The 19,531-nt window shown below is 64.1% G+C and carries 15 protein-coding genes; 5 read left to right on the forward strand and 10 right to left on the reverse strand.

Annotated features, from left to right (window positions below; all coding sequences use genetic code 11):
- Positions 1-382: 382 nt before the first annotated feature.
- The 4 genes from MRBLPB4O_RS02810 to MRBLPB4O_RS02825 are packed head-to-tail and all read right to left on the reverse strand — an operon-like array spanning position 383 to position 4,597.
- Positions 383-1,489 (reverse strand): acetoin dehydrogenase dihydrolipoyllysine-residue acetyltransferase subunit, encoded by a 1,107-nt coding sequence (locus MRBLPB4O_RS02810; protein ID WP_341797462.1) that lies wholly within the window; start codon positions 1,487-1,489, stop codon positions 383-385.
- Positions 1,486-2,508, reverse strand: coding sequence for an alpha-ketoacid dehydrogenase subunit beta (locus MRBLPB4O_RS02815; RefSeq protein ID WP_043199305.1), 1,023 nt, complete (start codon positions 2,506-2,508; stop codon positions 1,486-1,488). The genes MRBLPB4O_RS02810 and MRBLPB4O_RS02815 overlap by 4 nt, the downstream gene beginning before the upstream one ends.
- A 33-nt stretch (positions 2,509-2,541) precedes the next feature.
- On the reverse strand, positions 2,542-3,519 hold the full coding sequence (locus MRBLPB4O_RS02820; RefSeq protein ID WP_016497852.1) for a thiamine pyrophosphate-dependent dehydrogenase E1 component subunit alpha: 978 nt from the start codon (positions 3,517-3,519) through the stop codon (positions 2,542-2,544).
- A gap of 22 nt (positions 3,520-3,541) precedes the next feature.
- Positions 3,542-4,597, reverse strand: coding sequence for an NAD(+)/NADH kinase (locus MRBLPB4O_RS02825; protein ID WP_341797463.1), 1,056 nt, complete (start codon positions 4,595-4,597; stop codon positions 3,542-3,544).
- 283 nt (positions 4,598-4,880) lie between these two features.
- Between MRBLPB4O_RS02825 and MRBLPB4O_RS02830 the strand changes: the two genes are divergently transcribed.
- Positions 4,881-6,734, forward strand: coding sequence for a sigma-54-dependent Fis family transcriptional regulator (locus MRBLPB4O_RS02830; RefSeq protein ID WP_341797464.1), 1,854 nt, complete (start codon positions 4,881-4,883; stop codon positions 6,732-6,734).
- Between the two features lie 184 nt (positions 6,735-6,918).
- On the opposite strand, the gene accC is transcribed toward MRBLPB4O_RS02830, so the two are convergent.
- The 6 genes from accC to MRBLPB4O_RS02860 form a co-directional block, all read right to left on the reverse strand.
- Positions 6,919-8,274, reverse strand: coding sequence for an acetyl-CoA carboxylase biotin carboxylase subunit (gene accC / locus MRBLPB4O_RS02835; protein WP_012270325.1), 1,356 nt, complete (start codon positions 8,272-8,274; stop codon positions 6,919-6,921).
- Positions 8,275-8,291: 17 nt separating this feature from the next.
- Positions 8,292-8,756, reverse strand: coding sequence for an acetyl-CoA carboxylase biotin carboxyl carrier protein (gene accB / locus MRBLPB4O_RS02840; protein ID WP_341797465.1), 465 nt, complete (start codon positions 8,754-8,756; stop codon positions 8,292-8,294).
- A gap of 100 nt (positions 8,757-8,856) precedes the next feature.
- Complete coding sequence (gene aroQ, locus MRBLPB4O_RS02845) at positions 8,857-9,312, reverse strand: type II 3-dehydroquinate dehydratase (RefSeq protein ID WP_003255330.1); 456 nt, start codon at positions 9,310-9,312, stop codon at positions 8,857-8,859.
- A 179-nt stretch (positions 9,313-9,491) separates the two neighbouring features.
- Positions 9,492-11,264: a protein-disulfide reductase DsbD gene (locus tag MRBLPB4O_RS02850; RefSeq protein ID WP_341797466.1), complete on the reverse strand. Its 1,773-nt coding sequence runs from the start codon at positions 11,262-11,264 to the stop codon at positions 9,492-9,494.
- A gap of 138 nt (positions 11,265-11,402) precedes the next feature.
- Complete coding sequence (locus tag MRBLPB4O_RS02855) at positions 11,403-13,364, reverse strand: methyl-accepting chemotaxis protein (RefSeq protein WP_341797467.1); 1,962 nt, start codon at positions 13,362-13,364, stop codon at positions 11,403-11,405.
- A 224-nt stretch (positions 13,365-13,588) separates the two neighbouring features.
- Positions 13,589-14,944, reverse strand: coding sequence for a diguanylate cyclase (locus tag MRBLPB4O_RS02860; RefSeq protein ID WP_341797468.1), 1,356 nt, complete (start codon positions 14,942-14,944; stop codon positions 13,589-13,591).
- 248 nt (positions 14,945-15,192) lie between these two features.
- Here MRBLPB4O_RS02860 and MRBLPB4O_RS02865 point away from each other — a divergent pair, with 248 nt between their 5' ends.
- From MRBLPB4O_RS02865 to speA, 4 genes are all read left to right on the forward strand, one after another.
- Positions 15,193-16,260, forward strand: coding sequence for a DUF2333 family protein (locus MRBLPB4O_RS02865; protein ID WP_016497859.1), 1,068 nt, complete (start codon positions 15,193-15,195; stop codon positions 16,258-16,260).
- A 2-nt stretch (positions 16,261-16,262) separates the two neighbouring features.
- A complete protein-coding gene (locus tag MRBLPB4O_RS02870) occupies positions 16,263-16,799 on the forward strand; it encodes an NUDIX hydrolase (protein WP_016497860.1) in 537 nt (178 codons plus the stop codon).
- A gap of 284 nt (positions 16,800-17,083) precedes the next feature.
- Positions 17,084-17,455, forward strand: coding sequence for a translation initiation factor Sui1 (locus MRBLPB4O_RS02875; RefSeq protein WP_016497861.1), 372 nt, complete (start codon positions 17,084-17,086; stop codon positions 17,453-17,455).
- A gap of 151 nt (positions 17,456-17,606) precedes the next feature.
- Positions 17,607-19,520, forward strand: coding sequence for an arginine decarboxylase (gene speA, locus MRBLPB4O_RS02880; protein WP_016497862.1), 1,914 nt, complete (start codon positions 17,607-17,609; stop codon positions 19,518-19,520).
- Positions 19,521-19,531: the final 11 nt, after the last annotated feature.

Below are 19,531 nucleotides of genomic sequence, written 5' to 3' on the forward strand. Positions count from 1 at the left end.
CAGATAGGGCATAAGCAGATGAGACAACAGGCCGGCGCGGCGAGATGGCTGCGAGATGGCTGCGAGGTGAATGTCGGGGGATCGAGGGTGGGCAGACAGGCGCATGCCTTGGGTTGTTCATTGCCTGTGAGATCGAGCGCCGCCCGCGCGGCGCTTCGCAGCACAAGGCTGCTCCTACATTTGTTTCGGGCCAGTACTACCTGAACCTTTTCCGCGCGGCCCCAGCTGCTCTTCATCAATCTCCTGTCATACATCCAGGGGGCGCGCGCCTAGGGTGCAGGAGTGACTGGCCCGAAACAAATGTAGGAGCAGCCTTGTGCTGCGAAGCGCCGCGCGGGCGGCGCTCGATCTCACAGACACGCAAGAGCTCAAGTCATACCCTTCAATGCCCCCGCAAAAAATCCGCCATCCTCCGATTCACCTCTTCAGCCGCCTCCATCTGCACCATATGCCCAGCCTCGGGCAGCACCAGTACTTCTGCCTCCAGGCCTTCGGCATGGCTGGCCGGGATGATCGCGTCCTTGCCGCCCCACACCACCAGTGCCGGATGCTGCCCCAGCACCCCGCGCAGGTCGTGGCGCTGGCGGTCGCCGTCGGCAATGGCTGATGCCAGCTGGCGCAAGGCGTCATCAACACCTTCCAGGCGCTTGAACTTGAGCATGTCCTCCAGCATTTGCCGGGTGACCAGCGCCGGGTCGGCAAACAGTTGCACCATCTGCGGTTTGAGGGCGTTGCGGTTGGCGGCGGCGACGAAGCCTTGCAAGTACTGCCCGTTGATCGCTTCGCCCAGGCCGGCACTGGCGACCAGGCTGAGGCTGGCCACCCGCTGCGGCGCCAGGCGTGCCACGTTGAGGCTTACCGCGCCGCCCATGGAATGGCCCGCCAGGTGGGCCTTGGCGATGTCCAGGTGGTCGAGCAGGGTCAGCACGGTTTCGCTCAGTTCATCCAGGTCGCCCCGCTGCAGGGCCTTGGCCGACTCGCCGTGCCCCGGCAGGTCGAGTGCGATCACGCGGCGTTCAGCGGCCAATGCCGGGTGGTTGAACAGCCAGTTGTTGAGGTCGCCGCCAAAACCGTGCACCAGCACCAGCGGCGTGCCACCTTCCCCCAACTCGAACCAGCGCAGCAGGCGGCCGCCAACCTCTGCCTTCTGTGGGGCCGGCCCCTGGGCCTGATCGGCGCCCCCCTCGGCGACGAACTCGGCCTGGAAGCGCTGCACCAGCGCATCGATTTCGGCTTCTTCGGCTTCGCCTTCCACCACCACGGCCAGCAACGCGCCCACTGGCAGGGTTTCATCCGGCTTGGCCACCTGGCGGCGCAACACGCCACTGAACGGGGCTTCGACGCTGCTGCTGATCTTGTCGGTCTCGACGTCCAGCACCTCGTCGCCCTTGTTGATTTCGTCACCCTCCTGCTTGAGCCAGGTATCCACCCGGCCTTCGGTCATCGACAGGCCCCACTTGGGCATGGTCAGGGTATGGATCTGGCTCATGCGGCACTCCTTGCGGCTTCGATCACCTTGCGCACGGCCGCTTCGATCTTCGCCGCGTCAGGGATGTACAGGTCTTCCAGGGCATCGGAGAACGGCACCGGGGTGTGCGGTGCAGTGACCATCTCGATCGGGCCCTTGAGTGCGCCGAAGGCCTTCTGCGCCACCAGCGCGCTGATGTCGGTGGCCATCGAGCAGCGCGGGTTGGCTTCGTCGATCACCACCAGGCGGCCGGTTTTTTCCACACTTTCAAGAATGCTGTCTTCGTCCAGCGGGCTGGTGGTGCGCAGGTCCAGCACTTCGCAGTCGATGCCCTGGCGGGCCAGGTTGTTGGCGGCTTCAAGTGCTACATGGACCATGCGCCCATAGGTGACCAAGGTCACATCGTCGCCATCACGCAGGAAGTTGGCCTCACCGAACGGCACGGTGTACACCTCTTCCGGCACCTCGCCCTGCATGCTGTACAGCAGCTTGTGCTCACAGAAGATCACCGGGTCGTTGTCGCGGATCGCCTGTATCAGCAAGCCCTTGGCATCGTAAGGGGAAGAAGGGCACACCACCTTCAGGCCGGGGATGTGCGTCCACAGCGAGGTGAGCATCTGCGAGTGCTGGGCGGCCGCACGCAGGCCGGCGCCGTACATGGTGCGCATCACCAGCGGGGTGACCGCCTTGCCGCCGAACATGTAGCGAAACTTGGCAGCCTGGTTGAGGATCTGGTCCAGGCAGCAGCCGGCAAAGTCCACGAACATCAGTTCGCACACCGGGCGCAGGCCTTGGGTGGCGGCACCGACGGCAGCGCCGACGTAGCCGATTTCCGATAATGGAGCGTCCAGCACGCGGCCGGGGAACTGGTGATACAGGCCCTTGGTCACGCCCAGCACGCCACCCCAGGCGTCCTCCTCGCCGGGTGCACCGGCACCGCCGGCGACGTCTTCACCAATGATGAACACCGTGTTGTCGCGGCGCATTTCCTGGGCCAGGGCTTCGTTGATGGCCTGCTGGTAGCTGATCTTTCTTGCCATGGTGGTTCTCCTGTTGTTCTTGTAATCCGCGGCTCAGGGGTAGCTGACGTAGACGTCGGTGAGCAGGTCGGCGGGCTGTGGCTTGGGGTCGGACTTGGCGCGGCGCACGGCGTCTTCGATCAGGTCCTCGATGCGCGCGTCTATGGCGTCCAGTTGCTCGGCAGTGAGCAGGCCGGCGCGGGTGGTCTTGTTGCGGAACTGCATCAGGCAGTCGCGGGATTCGCGCAGGTTCTTCACTTCATCCGGCGCGCGGTAGGTTTGCGCATCGCCTTCGAAGTGGCCGTAGTAGCGGCTGAGCTTGACCTCGATCAGTGACGGCCCTTGCCCGGCACGGGCGCGCTCGATGGCGGCGCCGGCGGCCTCGTACACGGCAAAGAAGTCGAAGCCGTCGATGGTGACGCCCGGCATGCCGAAGCCGGCTGCGCGGTCGGCAATGTGGTCGCAGGCGACGGACCAGTTGGAGGCTGTGGCCTCCGCGTAGCCGTTGTTCTCGGCCACGAAGATGCACGGCAGGTTCATGATCGACGCCATGTTCATGGCTTCGAACACGGCGCCTTCGTTGGAAGCGCCATCGCCGAAGAAGGCTACCGACACGTCATCACGGCCCTTGAGTTTGGCTGCCAATGCCGCCCCGGCCACCAGCGGTGCACCGGCGCCGACGATGCCGTTGGCACCGAGCATGCCTTTTTCCAGGTCGGCAATGTGCATCGAGCCGCCTTTGCCGCCGCACACGCCGGTTTTCTTGCCATAGATCTCGGCCATCATGCCGTACACATCCACCCCCTTGGCGATGCAGTGGCCATGGCCGCGGTGGGTCGAGGCGATGCAGTCGCTGTCGCGCAGGTGGGCCATGACCCCGGCGGCGGAGGCTTCTTCGCCGGCGTACAGGTGGACGAAGCCGGGGATCTCGCCAGTGGCGAACTCCACGTGCAGGCGTTCTTCGAAGGCGCGGATGGTGCGCATCACTTCATAGGCATGCAGCAGTTGTTCGGTACTGAGTTGATTGGACATCTTGTTGTTCTCCAGGGTTGTCTCAACGCGGGTTTGCAGGGTGCAGCCGGTGGCCGCGCGGGACGGCCAGCAGGTGATGGCGGGCGGCATGTGCCAGGACGGCCTCGACATCCACGCTCAGCGGGCCTTGGTGGTCGAGGGTGATGGTGGGCGTATCGTGCTCGGCGAATTCGATTTCGCGCTCGCCGTCCAGGGCCAGGGTGCCGCTGGCCAGGCTCAGGCGATGGGCGACGCCGGGCGTCAGCGGGCCGCTGGCGGTGATGCCGCAGCCTTGCAGCAGGCCGGGCGCCAAGGGGGCGAGCAGCGCCTGTTCGGCAGCGGGGTTCAGGCGTACCCAGGCGCCGTGCGGGTCCTGGCGCGACACCGGGCACCACAGCCCGCACAAGGCTGACAGGCCAATGGCATGGGGCTCGGCGAAGCAGGCAAAGACTTCGCTCAAGTCTTCGCTGCGGCTGAGTGCACGGGCACCGATGAAGCGCTGGGGCGATACCGCCACTTCCACCAAGGCCCATTCGGCAAGCTGCTGCTCGGGCACTTTCACCAGCAGGCGCTTGTTGCGGCGCAGGCCGATGCTGGCCGGTACCTGGCCGCTGGCGAGCAGGCCGCCGGCCAGGCCCGCACTGGTAGCTTCACGCAGTTCGGGGAAGGCATTGTTGGTGCCGGTGGACAGCGTCAGTAGCGGTATGTCACCGGCCTCGGCAGCGACTGCCTTGTGGGTGCCGTCGCCACCGAGCACGGCGATCATCGCCACGCCACGCTCGACCATGCGCCGGGTGGCCAGGCGGGTATCGGCAACGGTCTGGGTCAGCGGCAGGTCGAGTATTTCGATGGCCGGCCAGTGCTGGTCACGGGCGCCCGGGCCTTGGCTGGCCTTGAGCACGGCGGCGGCTATGCCGGTCATGTCGCTGGGCAGCAGCACCTGGCCGATGCCCGTGGCACCGAAGGCCGCCAGCAGGCGCTGGATCGCCGAGGCCTTGTCGGTGCTCGAATAGAGCCCGGCATTGGCGGTCAGGCGGCGCAGGTCGCGGCCAGAGGCAGGGTTGGCAATGATCCCGACGGTCAGGGCGGGTAGCTGCATGGCGCACCTCGTATTTTTGTTTGCAAGGGCAGGAGCAAGCGCGGTGCCAGCTTTTCGTGGCGCGGCTGAAATGGCCGTGCCAGAGCGGTTTTGTTGCGCTCAGGCAGGTGCTCATTGCGCTGCTTGCGAGACGCCGGGTGCCAGCGCGGGGCCAGGGTTGGCGAGACGCTGAGACGCAGCGTCTCAAGCCGGCCGGTAATCACACAGTGCTTGTCGGGGCATGCGTGGAAGCGCTTAATGGCCGGACAACGATAAAAACAGCAACGAGAACCGGAGGGCCTGAATGCTTGCCGCGAACTCCCGAGCCCATGTCGACTGCGTCAGCCGGGTGCTGAAGAACGCCGACCGCCTGCCACAGGCGCCGGTGCCAGCGCTGATCCTCGATTCATGGCGCCGTTCCATGGAGCTGTACCGCCTCGACCCCGGGTCCCAGCAGGGGCCGCGCATCCTGTCCCAAAGCCTGCTCAACGAATGCCGCGAACGCGCCGAGCTGTTTCTGCGCATCGCCAGCGATGCCGTGGCACGCCTGCACGAGCGGGTACGCGGCGCCGACTACTGCGTGCTGCTGACCGATGCCCAGGGGCGCACCATCGATTACCGGGTCGAATCGGCCATCCGCAATGACTGCCGCAAGGCCGGGCTGTACCTGGGCACCTGCTGGTCGGAGGGCGAGGAGGGCACCTGCGGTGTAGCGGCGGTGCTGACCAGCAAGGCCCCGGTCACGGTGCACAAGCGCGATCACTTCCGCGCAGCCTTCATCGGCCTGACCTGCACCGCGGCGCCGGTGTTCGACCCGCAGGGCGAGTTGCTGGGGGTGGTGGATGTCTCGGCCTTGCAGTCACCGGACGACCGCCGCAGCCAGCACCTTATCCGCCAGTTGGTCGAGCAGACTGCCCGTGAAATCGAAAACGCCTTCTTCATGCACAGTGCCCAAGGCCACTGGGTAATGCGCGCCCATGGCACCCCGGGTTATGTGGAGAGCCAGCCCGATTACCTGCTGGCCTGGGATGCCGATGGCCGCTTGCAGGCCATCAACAGCCTGGCGCGGCAACGGCTGGTGCAGCACCTGGGGCGCTTGCCCGAGCACATTGGCGAACTGTTCGACATGGGCCAGCTACGGCGCGTCAACACGTCGTCCGCCCAGCGCCTGCCGGGCCTGGGTGGGCTGTATGGCCGGGTCAGCGCTCCGCAGCAACGCCAGCGCGCGCAGCCCTTGCAGCAGGCGCAGGACACCCGCATCGAGCAGCATTTGCGGCTGGCCACGCGGGTCAAGGACTGCAACCTGGCGGTGCTGGTACAAGGCGAAACCGGGGCCGGCAAAGAAGTGTTTGCCCGCCAGCTGCACCAGCAAAGCCAGCGCCGCCACGGGCCATTTGTCACGCTAAACTGCGCCGCCATCCCGGAAAACCTGATCGAGAGCGAACTGTTTGGCTATGTAGCCGGGGCCTTTACCGGGGCTTCCAGCAAAGGTATGCAGGGGCTGTTGCAGCAGGCCGATGGCGGCACCCTGTTCCTTGACGAAATCGGCGACATGCCGCTGAACCTGCAAACCCGCCTGCTGCGTGTACTGGCCGAAGGCGAAGTGGCGCCGCTGGGGGCTGCACGGCGCGAGCGGGTGGATATCCAGGTGATCTGCGCCACCCACCGCGACTTGGCGAAGATGGTGGCGGAGGGCCGTTTTCGCGAGGACCTGTACTTCCGGCTGGCCAATGCCCGGTTCGAGCTGCCGCCGCTGCGAGAGCGCGAGGATCGCTTGGGGCTGATTCACCAATTGCTGGCCGAGGAGGCGCAAGCGTGTTCGGTGGAGGTGGTGTTGGCGGATGCTGCGTTGCAGTCGCTGCTGCTTTACCGCTGGCCGGGGAACCTGCGCCAACTGCGGCAGGTGTTGCGTTATGCCTGTGCGGTGAGTGAAGGCGGGCAGGTGCAGTTGCAGGATTTGCCGCAAGAGGTGCGCGGTGATGCGGTTGTCTCGGCTGAAAGCGGCGTGTCCTGCCCGGCCCGGCAGTTGTTGCTGGATGCACTGATCCGCCATCGCTGGAAACCGGCCGATGCAGCGCGGGCGTTGGGTATTTCGCGGGCTACCTTGTATCGGCGTGTGCACGAGCACCGCATCGAGATGCCGCGGATGAAGGGGTAGGGCCCTGGGGCTGCGCTGGAGCCCAATCGCCGGCAAGCCAGCTCCCACCCCGACCGCATCGGCCTCAAGCCGGCCTCAAGCCATGTGCAGTACCTGTGGGAGCTGGCTTGCCGGCGATGAGGCCCCGACAGGCAATAAAAAACCCCGGAACAAGTCCGGGGTTCTGGTACATCACACTATTCGATCAATGCTCGTTTGCCAGCTTGTGTTCGAGGTAGTGAATGTTGACGCCGCCTTTGCAGAAGCCTTCATCACGCACCAGGTCGCGGTGCAGCGGGATGTTGGTCTTGATGCCGTCGACGACGATCTCGTCCAGGGCGTTGCGCATGCGCGCCATGGCTTCGTCGCGGTCTTTGCCGTAGGTGATCAGCTTGCCGATCAGCGAATCGTAGTTCGGCGGAACCGAATAACCGCTGTACAGGTGCGAATCGACGCGAACGCCGTTGCCGCCTGGGGCGTGGAAGTGCTTGACCTTGCCAGGGCTCGGGATGAATTTCTTCGGGTCTTCGGCGTTGATCCGGCACTCCAGCGAGTGGCCACGGATAACCACGTCTTCCTGGCGGAACGACAGCTTGTTGCCAGCGGCGATGCTCAGCATCTCCTTGACGATGTCGATACCGGTAACCATCTCCGACACCGGGTGCTCAACCTGCACGCGGGTGTTCATCTCGATGAAGTAGAAGCGGCCGTTCTCGTACAGGAACTCGAAAGTACCGGCACCACGGTAGCCGATCTCGATGCACGCATCGACGCAACGCTTGAACACTTCCTGACGGGCTTTCTCATCGATACCCGGGGCTGGTGCTTCTTCCAGTACCTTCTGGTGACGGCGCTGCAGCGAGCAGTCGCGGTCGCCCAGATGGATGGCGTTGCCCTGGCCGTCGGACAGGACCTGCACTTCCACGTGGCGTGGATTGGTCAGGAACTTCTCCAGGTAGACCATCGGGTTGCCGAAGGCGGCACCGGCTTCGGTACGGGTGAGCTTGGCCGAGGAAATCAGGTCCTCTTCCTTGTGCACCACGCGCATGCCGCGACCACCACCGCCACCGGCGGCCTTGATGATCACCGGGTAGCCGACATCACGGGCAATCGCCAGGGCGACTTCTTCGTCTTCCGGCAGCGGGCCATCGGAGCCCGGTACGGTCGGTACGCCCGACTTGATCATCGCGTCCTTGGCCGAAACCTTGTCGCCCATCAGGCGAATGGTGTCGGCTTTCGGGCCGATGAAGGCAAAGCCGGACTTTTCCACCTGCTCGGCGAAGTCGGCGTTTTCCGCCAGGAACCCGTAACCCGGGTGAATGGCGGTAGCGCCTGTCACTTCGGCCGCAGCGATGATCGCCGGGATGTGCAGGTAGGAATCTTTGGACGAAGCAGGACCAATGCAGACCGACTCGTCTGCCAGGCCCAGGTGCATCAGTTCGCGGTCGGCCGTGGAGTGCACGGCGACGGTCTTGATGCCCAGCTCTTTGCAGGCACGCAGGATCCGCAGGGCAATTTCCCCGCGGTTGGCGATCAGGACTTTTTCCAGCTTCCCAGACATCGTTGGCTCTCCGCGAATCAAACGACGGTGAACAGCGGCTGGTCGAACTCAACCGGCTGGCCGTCTTCTACCAGAATGGCGTCGATGACACCGCCAACATCGGCTTCGATGTGGTTCATCATCTTCATGGCTTCAACGATGCACAGGGTGTCGCCTTTCTTCACGGACTGGCCCACTTCAGCGAAGTTCGGCGAGGTCGGCGAAGGCTTGCGGTAGAAGGTACCTACCATTGGCGAGCGGATCACGGTGCCTTTCAGGGCCGGGGCAGCAGCAGCGGCTTCGGCGACTGGAGCAGCAGCGGCAACCGGGGCAGCAGCAGCAGGGGCAGCGGCCATCGGTGCTGGTGCGTAGAACTGCTGGGCAGCTGGGGTCTTGCTGTGACGGCTGATACGGACCGACTCTTCGCCTTCCTTGATCTCCAGTTCGTCGATGCCAGACTCTTCCAGCAGCTCGATCAGTTTCTTGACTTTACGGATATCCATTAATCATCAACTCCCAAAGGTTCGGTCAGGGGGCGAAATACAAAAAAACGTATCGGAAACGTTTCTCTCGAACCCCGGCCCACTTAGGCCAGGGTTTTCATCATTTGGGCTGTGCGTTGGCAGCCAGTTGTTCCAGCGCGGACTCCAGGGCCAGGCGATAACCGCTGGCGCCCAGGCCGCAGATCACCCCTACGGCAACATCGGAAAAGTAGGAGTGGTGACGGAACGGTTCGCGTTTGTGCACGTTGGACAGGTGCACTTCGATGAATGGGATGCTCACCGCAAGCAATGCGTCACGTAATGCGACGCTTGTGTGGGTGAAAGCAGCCGGATTGATCAGGATGAAGTCCACACCCTCGTTGCGTGCGGCGTGAATACGGTCGATCAGTTCGTATTCGGCATTGCTCTGCAGGTACTGCAGATGGTGGCCCGCGGCGCGGGCACGTTGCTCCAGGTCCTGGTTGATCTGGGCCAGGGTCACGGCGCCGTAATGGCCAGGCTCGCGAGTACCGAGCAGGTTGAGGTTTGGGCCGTGGAGCACCAGTAGCGTTGCCATCTGCGGATTCCTTGGATTTGTAGGGCAATTCGACACAGCGCGGCGAGTGTGCCGTAAAGCGACGGCAAGTGTCCAGTTCCCGGCAATAGCCAGCACGATGTCCGAGATTCGCGCGAAGTATGTGACCAAATAATTAAATCTGGTCACCTATTACAGGATTTTTCCCCGCACGCGGGAAGTTATAGACCGACTTTGCCGCGCACGCGTGTCAGAATTTGCGCAAAATCACCGGCGTTTATCTCGCCAATCACCCGATCAGCGGTAATTTCGCCGCCGTTCGCGGCAAAGAACAGTAGGGCAGGTGGGCCGAACAGCTGGTAACGGTCGAGCAGCTTGCGTTGCTCGGCACTGCTCTCGGTGATGTCGAAACGCAGCAGCTTGAAGCCGGCCAGCTGCGTTTGCACCTGCGGCGCATTGAGCACTTCATGCTCGATCACCTTGCAACTGATGCACCAGTCGGCGTACCAGTCCAGCAGCACTGGCTGACCGGCCGCCTTGGCCTGGGCCAGTGCGGCGTCCAGTGCGCTGGGGGTGGTGATGGTCTGCCAGGCATCCGCCTGCGCCGCCTGGCTGCTGCCGGTGGCCGCCACTGTTGCAACGGGCAGCGGGCGAAGCGGGTCGCCCTGGCCGCTCAGGGCGCCGTACCAGCAGGCCAGGGCGTATACCAGCAAGGCCAGGCCAAGCAGTTGGGCCAGGCGTTGGCGAGCGGTCTTGACCACGAACTCCAGGGCGCCGAGGAACAGGGCCACGCCAGCGGCGAGGAAACCGACCAGCAGCAAGGTCACCGGCCCCGGCAGCACGCGGCTGAGCAAGCCGATGGCCAGGCCCAGCAGCAGTACGCCGATGGCGTTTTTCACCGTGTTCATCCACGGGCCGCTTTTCGGCAGCCATGCTGCGCCACCGGTGGCCACCAGCAACAAGGGGGCACCCATGCCCAGGCCCAGGGCGAACAGCTTGAGTGCGCCGCCCAGGGCATCGCCACTGGCACTGATATACAGCAAGGCGCCAGCCAGGGGGGCTGACACACAAGGCGAAACCAGCAGGCTGGAGAGCACGCCCAGCACTGCGGCGCCCAGCAGCGAGCCACCCCGGGTATGGTTGGCGACGTTGTTCAGGCGGTTGCTCAGTGCCTGGGGCAGCTTCAGCTCGAACAGGCCGAACATGGCCAGGGCGAACAGCACGAAAAACAGCGCGAAGGGCACCAGCACCCAGGCCGACTGCAGGCGCGCCTGCAGGTTCAGGCCGGCGCCGAACAGGCCCATCAGCGCGCCGAGCGCCGCGAAACTGGCCGCCATCGGCAGCACGTAGGCCAGCGACAGCGACAGCCCGCGCAGGCCACCGACCTGGCCGCGCAGCACTACGCCAGACAGGATCGGCAGCATCGGCAGTACGCACGGGGTAAAGGTCAGGCCGACCCCGGCGAGGAAGAACAACAGCAGCGATTTCCAGTTCCAGCCGTGTTCGGCGGTTGCGGGGGCGTTGGCGCCGCCTTCGCCATCGATGCTCAGGCGTGCGGTTTCCGGTGGGTAGCACAGGCCTTTGTCGGCACAGCCCTGGTAGCCCACCAGCAGGGTGAAGGCTCGCGGGTCGGTGCGCGGCAGCTCGATGTCGAGCACGCCGTGGTACACCTCGACGTCGCCGAAGAATTCATCGTGCTTGGCCTCGCCCTTGGGGATGTTCGGGGTGCCCAGGGCGATGTCGGCGGGCTCGGTGCGGAACTGGAAGCGGTGGCGGTAGAGGTAGTAGCCCTCGGTGGCAACGAAGCGCAGCTTGACGGTTTGCGCATCGGCCTGGACCAGGCTGAGCTTGAAGGCTTCGTGTACCGGCAGGAAGTCGGCGTTGTTGGCCAGCGAAGCGGCGCCGAGGGTGGCGCTGGGGCGGTTGTCGAGCAGGCCCGTGGCGAACGCAGGGCTGGCCAGCAGCAGGAACAGCAGGAAAAACAGGCGGCGCATGGCGGACTCGCGAGGTGGAACGTGCCGGGCATGATAGCGGAGTTGGTACAGGTTGGGGCCATGCAGGCGGCGTGGGCGACACATGGCCTGCGATATCTTCAAGGCATGCGCCGCTCCCACAGAGACTGCACTGCCCGTTCAGACTCTGAACGCCCGCACCGCCCGGTTCAGCTCACCACCCAGCCCCAGCAACTGCTCGCCTTGCTCGCGCCCTTCGCCAATGCGTTGCAGGTTGTCTTCGCCCAGCTCATGGATGCGCTCGCTGTGGTCACGAATTTCACTCACCGCACCACTCTGCTGGGCCGTGACATCGGCAATGCGCACCGCTGTGTCGGAAATGGTGCGGATGGCACAGACAATCTCGTCCAGCGCGCCATCCGCCGCCTGGGCCTGGTTGGCCGTGGCCTCGGCATGCTCAAGCTGCGCACGCATTCCCGCCACCGAACTTTTCGCAGCTTGCTGCAAGCGGTCGATCAGTGCCTGAATTTCGCCGGTAGCCCCCGTGGTGCGCTGCGCCAACGAGCGCACTTCATCGGCCACCACGGCAAAGCCGCGGCCCATTTCTCCCGCACGGGCTGCTTCGATCGCGGCGTTCAGCGCCAGCAGGTTGGTCTGCTCGGCAATCGAGCGGATCACCGTCAACACCCCGCCGATGGTCGCCGACTCGTCGGCCAGTTGCTCGATCATACGGGCGTTGCCTTGCACTTCATCGACCAGCTCGCGCAAGCCCGACAAGCTCTGGCCAATGACCGCCTGGCCCTGTTCCACTGCGCGCCCGGCATCGCGGCTGGCATCGGCAGCGGCGCTGGCATCGCCCGCCACTTGCTGAATGGTCGCTTCCAGCTCGCCCAAGGCATCGCGGATCTGGCCGGTATCGCCGGCCTGGCGCTCGGCGCCGTCGTGCAGGGCGGCGCTCATGCCGGCCAGGGCGTGGCTGCTGCCAGCCACCTGCTCGGCGTTGTGGCGGATGGTGCCTACCAGCTCCACCAGGTACTGGCGCAGGCGGTTGAGCGACTCCTGGATGTCGTGCAGTTCGCGGTTGGTCTTGCCCAGGGAGATGGCCTGTGCAAAGTCGCCCTCGGCCCAATGTGACAAGGCTGGGGCAAGGCTGACGAGGGTGCGGGTCAGGCGCCGCTGCAAGGTGTCGATCAGCAGGGCGATGAGCAGTATCAAGCCGATCATCAGGCCTTGGATAATGCGCACCTCAGCTGCGATCTTTGCATGCTCGCCGCGTACTTCGGGTTCCAGCGCGGCGATGGCCTGCTGCACCGCCTCCAGGCGCTGATGGGTGCTGGCGGCAAGGGCGGCGCGGCGTTCGATCTGTTCGCGGGTGCGTTGCAGTTCGGCCGGGTAGCGGCTGAGCAGGCTTTGCAGTTCACGCTTCAGGCCCACCGCAATGTCTTCCTGCTGGGCGCTGGCCTGGGTTTCCAGGCCCATCATGGCGGCGAAGTCGTCGGCACCGGATTCGGCTGCGCGGGTCACGCCCAGCAACGGCAAACTGTCGATGGCCTGCGCCTGGGTGCGGATCAGTTGCAGTTCACGCTCCACTTCGTCGGCCAGCTCCGGGCGGCCGCTGCTGACCAACTTGTCCCTTGCCAGCGACAGGCGACCCAGGTGCACGCTGGCGTCGAGCAAGGGCAACAGGTAGCGGTTGGCATCGGCGCTGCCGCTGTCACGGGCGTAGCCGGCCAGTTGTTCGAAGTTGGCCCCCATTTCCCGCTCGGCCTGCAGCAGCAGGGCTTGCGGATCGCCGGCCAGTTTACCGGCGGCCAGCAGTTCGTTGGCAGTGAAGGCCTGCAGATTGTCGAGGCTGGGGCGCAGCTTGCCGGCCAGTTCTGCGGGCCACTCGCTCAGGCTGGCCTGCAATTGCTGGTTGGCCTCCATGGCGGCGGCATGGCGCAGGGCATCGCCGCTGCCAAGGTAAGCCTGGATATTGCGTGCTGCCTGGTTCTGGAACTGCTGGGACAGGCCCAGGTAGCGCTCCATCATCTGGTAGGGGCGCTCCAGGGCACGCTGCGACCACCACAGGGTGACGGCCAGGGCGAGACACACCGTTACCAGCAACAGGGTGTTGAAATTGGTCAGCCACTTCAGGCGCATAGCCGCGAACTTCCTGCGCAGGGGAGAGGTAGGCGCCTGAAGTTATTGCGATTTTGTGACGGGGTGATGACGACAGGGGCTTGGTGCCAGAAAAAAGTGGCACAGTGCTGCTATTGGTGTGGACTGCTCTGGCCTCTTCGCAGCACAAGGCTGCTCCTACATTCAGCGTGCTCCTGTAGGAGCAGCCTTGTGCTGCGAAGAAGCCGGTACAGCCTATAAATAACTCAAGGCTCTACACGCACTACGCAATTACGCCCCGCATGCTTGGCCCGGTACAGCGCCTCGTCCGCCGCACTGGCCATGGTCAGTGCATCCAGCACCTCATCCAGCTGCACCACCCCGGCACTGAAGGTGCACTGCAAATCCTGCGGCTGCGCCGGGTAGAGGATTTCTGCAAAGCGCCGGCGAATCTCGTCCAGCACCTTGTGCGCCGCGTCCAGCGCGGTGTTGGGCATGACGATGGCGAACTCTTCACCCCCATAACGGCCAATGAAATCAGTCTTGCGCAAGCGTTGCTTGAGGAACAGTGCAAGGCTCTTGATCACCCGGTCGCCCATGGGGTGGCCGTGGCGGTCGTTGATCTTCTTGAAATGGTCGATGTCGAGCATGGCAAAGCTCAACGGCTGCTGTTCGCGGCGGGCGCGGAAGCTGCAGTCTTCCAGCAGTTGCAGGATGTGGGTGTGGTTGTAAAGCCCGGTCAGGCTGTCGCGCACCATGCGCGCCTTCAGGTGCCGGGCGCGGGCGGCGCGGTTGCGCACGGTGGTGATCAGGTGGCGTGAGCGAAAGGGCTTGGTCAAAAAATCATCACCGCCTTCGCTCATCGCATCCAGCTGCTTGTCCAGGTCGTCTTCGGCAGACAGGTAGATGATCGGCACGCTCACATAGCGGTCGCTGTGGCGGATCACCTTGGCCAGTTCCGGGCCGGTGCAGGCAGGCATGTACAGGTCGAGGATGATCAGGTCGGGCTGGAAGTCGGCAAGCTCGGCCATGGTGCGGATGGGGTCGGTCAGGCTGCGGGTGACCATGCCGGCGCTGGCCAGCACGCGCTCGGTGTGCAGCGCCTGGGTGCGCGAGTCGTCGATGATCAGCACGCGCAGCGGGTCGTGCGGGGTGGCGTTGGTCAGCAGTTCGACCTTTTCCAGCAGGCTGGAAGCTTCAAGGCTGCCGGTGAGAAAGTCCTGGCCACCCGCGCGTACGGCGGCAAGGCGGGTCGGGGTGTCGGCTTCGTGGTGGCTGAAGAACAGCAGCGGAACAGGTAGCGCCAGCCCCTGCTGCACCTGGGCGGCCAGCAGCAAGCCTTGGCCGGCACCGGTGAAGTCGACATCCATGATGATGGCCGAAGGCGGGTATTCGTTGATCGAGGCGAGAAACGCCGCAGCGCTGGGCAGCGCTTGCACCACCAGGCCAAAGAACTCCAGTTGCTGGGCCAGGCGCTGGGCACGCTCATGGTCCTGCAGCAGGATGTACACCGGCTTGCGCAGGGGCAGCAGCAGCGGGTCGAGCGGGTCGTCCTTGCGCAGGCCGCTACGCGTCACCTGTTGGGTGGGGCACTGCGGGCTCGGCTCAACTGCTTGGCTCATGTCCTGGCTACTTATAGGTTGGGATGTGCAGGGGCAATGATGGCTCTATGCTAGCAGCTCTTTGCAAATACGTGACTGCCCTGTATCAACAAAGCGGCCAGAACGAATATTCAGTTGCTGACTGATTGGTCGCTTATGCGTACGGTGGTGTCTGCTTTATAGTGCTGCCATGCGGGCTTGCCGTGGCACCCTGGCGCAGGCCTGTGGTCAAAGCCCTAGAACCGTCGTGACTGATTAAGGACAAAGCCATGCTGGACTGGAAAAACCGCGAGGCCAAAGCCGAGCCCCGTGAGCGTGTCGACGGCCGCGGCGCTGCCGCCCGTAGCTACCTTGGCGGCCTGTGGAGCCGTGCCCTGGGGACCCTGATCGGGTTGTACCTGCTGGTGTGCATCGGCCTGGGTTGGTACTGGAGCCAGGAGCCGGAACTGTTCCCGGTACAGCAGAATGCCCAGTCTGCCGCTGAGCGCGGCGGCCAGCAGATGGTGGTGGGCTACACCACCATCGAGACCCTCAAGACTGTGGCCGGCACCTTGCTGAACAAGCCGGGCGGCTACATTTCCAACGACCGCTTCCCGCCAGGGCTGTGGATGGACAACATGCCGAGCTGGGAATACGGCGTGCTGGTCCAGGTACGCGACCTGTCCCGCGCCTTGCGCAAGGACTTCGCCCGTTCGCAGTCGCAGTCCACCGAAGACGCCGACCTGGCCAAGGCCGAGCCGCGCTTCAACTTCGACAACAAGAGCTGGATCCTGCCATCGAGCGAGTCGGAGTTCGAAGAGGGCATCAAGTCGCTGAGCCGTTACCAGACCCGTCTGGCTGCCGGCGACAAGGGCGCGATTTTCTACACCCGTGCCGACAACCTGAACAACTGGCTGGGTGACGTGGCCACTCGCCTGGGCTCGCTGTCGCAGCGGCTGTCGGCCAGCGTTGGCCGGGTCAAGCTCAACACCACGCTGAAGACCGAGTCGGTGGTTGCCGGGCAGGCGCCGCAGGTGGACGAGGAGCTGGTGGAAACCCCATGGCTGCAGATCGACAACGTGTTCTACGAAGCCCGCGGCCAGGCTTGGGCGTTGTCGCACCTGCTGCGCGCCATCGAGGTGGACTTCGCCGACGTGCTGGCGAAGAAGAATGCCACGGTCAGCGTGCGCCAGATCATCCGTGAACTGGAGGCCTCGCAAGAGCCGCTGTGGAGCCCGATGGTGCTCAACGGCAGTGGCTTCGGCATGTGGGCCAACCATTCGCTGGTCATGGCCAACTACATTTCGCGGGCCAACGCTGCCGTGATCGACCTGCGTCAGTTGCTGTCGCAGGGTTGAGAATGGCCATCAGCCCGAACGAGGCCGCCCACCGGGCGGCCTCCGACCGCGAACTGGTCAGCTGGGTGGACGAGGCCGATCAGGTACTGGGGGCATTGCCCCGCGCAGAGTTGCGCGAGCGTGGCCTGATCGGCCGTTGCACCTTCATTCTGCTGTTCAACAGTGCCGGTGAGTTGTGTGTGCACCGGCGTACCCTGAGCAAGGCGCTGTACCCGGGGTACTGGGATGTGGCGGCGGGTGGCATGGTGACGGCCGGGGAGGGTTACGCCGACTCGGCGGCGCGTGAGCTGGCCGAGGAACTGGGAATTGAAGGGGTTGAGTTACGCTTTCACGAACGGTTCTATTTCGACCAGCCCGACAACCGGTTGTGGTGTGCGGTGTATTCAGCGGTGTCCGATGCGCCGTTGCGCTTGCAGCCGGAAGAGGTGATCGAGGCGCGGTTCATTGGCTTGGAGCAGGCTGAGCAAGAGAGCCTGAGCAAACCGTATTGCCCGGACTCACTGGCCGCTTTGCAGCGATATAAAGTCAGCCAGGGATAGTTGTTTTCAATACTGGCCCTTTCGCGGGCACGCCCGCTCCCACAGGGATTGTGAAGTGTTCGAGAGCTGCGCTGTACCTGTGGGCCGCGAATAGTCGCAAAACATTCGTAAAATGCCGCAATCCTGTACTTAGCAACAGCCGAATTTATCGTTACACTGCGCGCCCTTTTCGGGCTGTCGCAGGATCTTGCGGCAGTAGCGCCGCCCCTGCCAGAGTGGGGCTTCGCGGTCGGCCTCAACCCCAGGGCACGACCAGTTTTTGTCCTCAGCACAGAGGAACAAAAGTGGCCAAGAAAGCTTCTTCCTTTTCCGCCCTCGGCGGTCTCGTTTACTCCACCGACGCTGGTCGGCACTGCCCCGACTGTGGCCAGCCGGTGGATGCCTGCAGCTGCAAGCAGCAAATCATCCCCGAAGGCGACGGCATTGCCCGTGTGCGCCGTGAGAGCAAAGGCCGTGGTGGCAAGACCGTGACTACCGTCACCGGTGTGCCCCTTCCGCCCGACCAGCTCAAAGACCTGGCGACCACGCTCAAGCGCCGCTGCGGTACTGGCGGCGCACTGAAGGACGGGGTTATCGAGATCCAGGGCGACCATGTCGAGCTGTTGATCGGCGAGCTGACCAAACAGGGTTTCAAGGCGAAAAAGTCCGGCGGCTGAGGCCATCGCACAATTTTTTGCCCAGCGCTTTCTAAACTCGTTCCTGTGGTCAGGGTCTATGCCTGAGCACGGATGAATCGTCATTTACAGCTTTTACACTCGCTCCGCTGCCTGCGGGGCAGTGTCTTCGACTTATCTATAGGGGACTTGAATGTCCGTACGACGCACACGCAAAGACGATGGTAGCCAGTGGACCGTGGCCGACAGCCGCAGTGTTTATGGCATCCGCCATTGGGGCGCTGGTTATTTCGCCATCAATGAAGCCGGGCGCGTCGAAGTGCGCCCCAACGGCCCCGACAGCGCGCCGATCGACCTGTACGAGCAGGTTGACGAATTGCGCCAGAGCGGCCTGTCGCTGCCCTTGCTGGTGCGCTTCCCCGACATTCTGCAGGACCGCGTACGCCAGCTGACCGGTGCGTTCGATGCCAATATCGCGCGCCTGGAGTACCAGAGCCAGTACACCGCGCTGTACCCGATCAAGGTCAACCAGCAGGAAGCGGTGGTGGAAAACATCATCGCCACGCAAAACGTCTCGATTGGCCTGGAAGCCGGCTCCAAGCCCGAGCTGCTGGCCGTGCTGGCGCTGGCGCCGAAGGGCGGTACCATCGTCTGCAACGGTTACAAGGACCGTGAGTTCATTCGCCTGGCGCTGATGGGCCAGAAGCTTGGCCACAACGTGTTCATCGTCATCGAGAAAGAGTCGGAAGTGGCTCTGGTGATCGACGAGGCCGCCGAGCTCAAGGTGAAGCCGCAGGTCGGCCTGCGCGTGCGCCTGTCGTCGCTGGCGTCCAGCAAATGGGCCGACACCGGTGGTGAGAAGTCCAAGTTCGGGTTGTCTGCTGCCCAGCTGATCTCGGTGGTACAGCGCTTCCGCGATGCCGGCCTGGACCAGGGCATCCGCCTGCTGCACTTCCACATGGGCTCGCAGATCGCCAACCTGGCCGACTACCAGCACGGTTTCAAGGAAGCCATCCGTTACTACGGCGAACTGCGTGCGCTGGGCCTGCCGGTCGACCACATCGACGTCGGCGGCGGCCTGGGCGTGGACTACGACGGCACCCACTCGCGCAATGCCAGCTCGATCAACTACGACATGGACGACTACGCCGGCGTGGTGGTGGGCATGCTCAAGGAGTTCTGCGACGCGCAGGGCCTGCCGCACCCGCACATCTTCTCCGAGAGTGGCCGCTCGCTGACCGCGCACCACGCCATGCTGGTGATCCAGGTCACCGACGTCGAGAAGCACAACGACGACGTGCCGACCATCGAGAACAAGGAAGCCCTGCCCGAGACGGTGCAGTGGCTGGCCGACCTGCTTGGCCCGACCGACATCGAGATGGTGACCGAGACTTACTGGCGCGCCACCCACTACATGGGTGACGTGGCCGCGCAGTATGCCGATGGCAAGATCAGCCTGAGCGAGAAGGCCTTGGCCGAGCAGTGCTACTTTGCCGTGTGCCGCCGCCTGCATAACTCGCTGAAAGCCCGCCAGCGCTCGCACCGCCAGGTGCTGGACGAGCTGAACGACAAGCTGGCCGACAAGTACATCTGCAACTTCTCGGTGTTCCAGAGCCTGCCGGATACCTGGGCCATTGGCCAGGTGCTGCCAATCATCCCGCTGCACCGCCTGGACGAAGAGCCGCTGCGCCGCGCCGTACTGCAGGACCTGACCTGCGACTCGGATGGCAAGATCAACCAGTACGTCGACGAGCAGAGCATCGAAACCAGCATGCCGGTGCATGCGCTGAAGGATGGCGAGGACTATCTGCTGGGCGTGTTCCTGGTCGGTGCCTACCAGGAAATCCTGGGTGACATGCACAACCTGTTCGGTGACACCGACTCGGTGAACATCTACCAGAACGCCGACGGCAGCGTGTACCACGCCGGCATCGAGACCCACGACACCATCGAAGACATGCTGCGCTATGTACACCTGTCGCCGGAGGAGTTGATGACCCATTACCGCGACAAGGTCGCCAGCGCCAAGATCACTGCGCGCGAGCGCACGCAGTACCTGGATGCGTTGCGCCTTGGGCTGACCCGGTCTTCGTACCTGTCGTCGTAATTGCCGGGGCC

The organism is Pseudomonas sp. LPB4.O (assembly GCF_038383825.1).
Classification (GTDB): Bacteria; Pseudomonadota; Gammaproteobacteria; order Pseudomonadales; family Pseudomonadaceae; genus Aquipseudomonas; species Aquipseudomonas putida.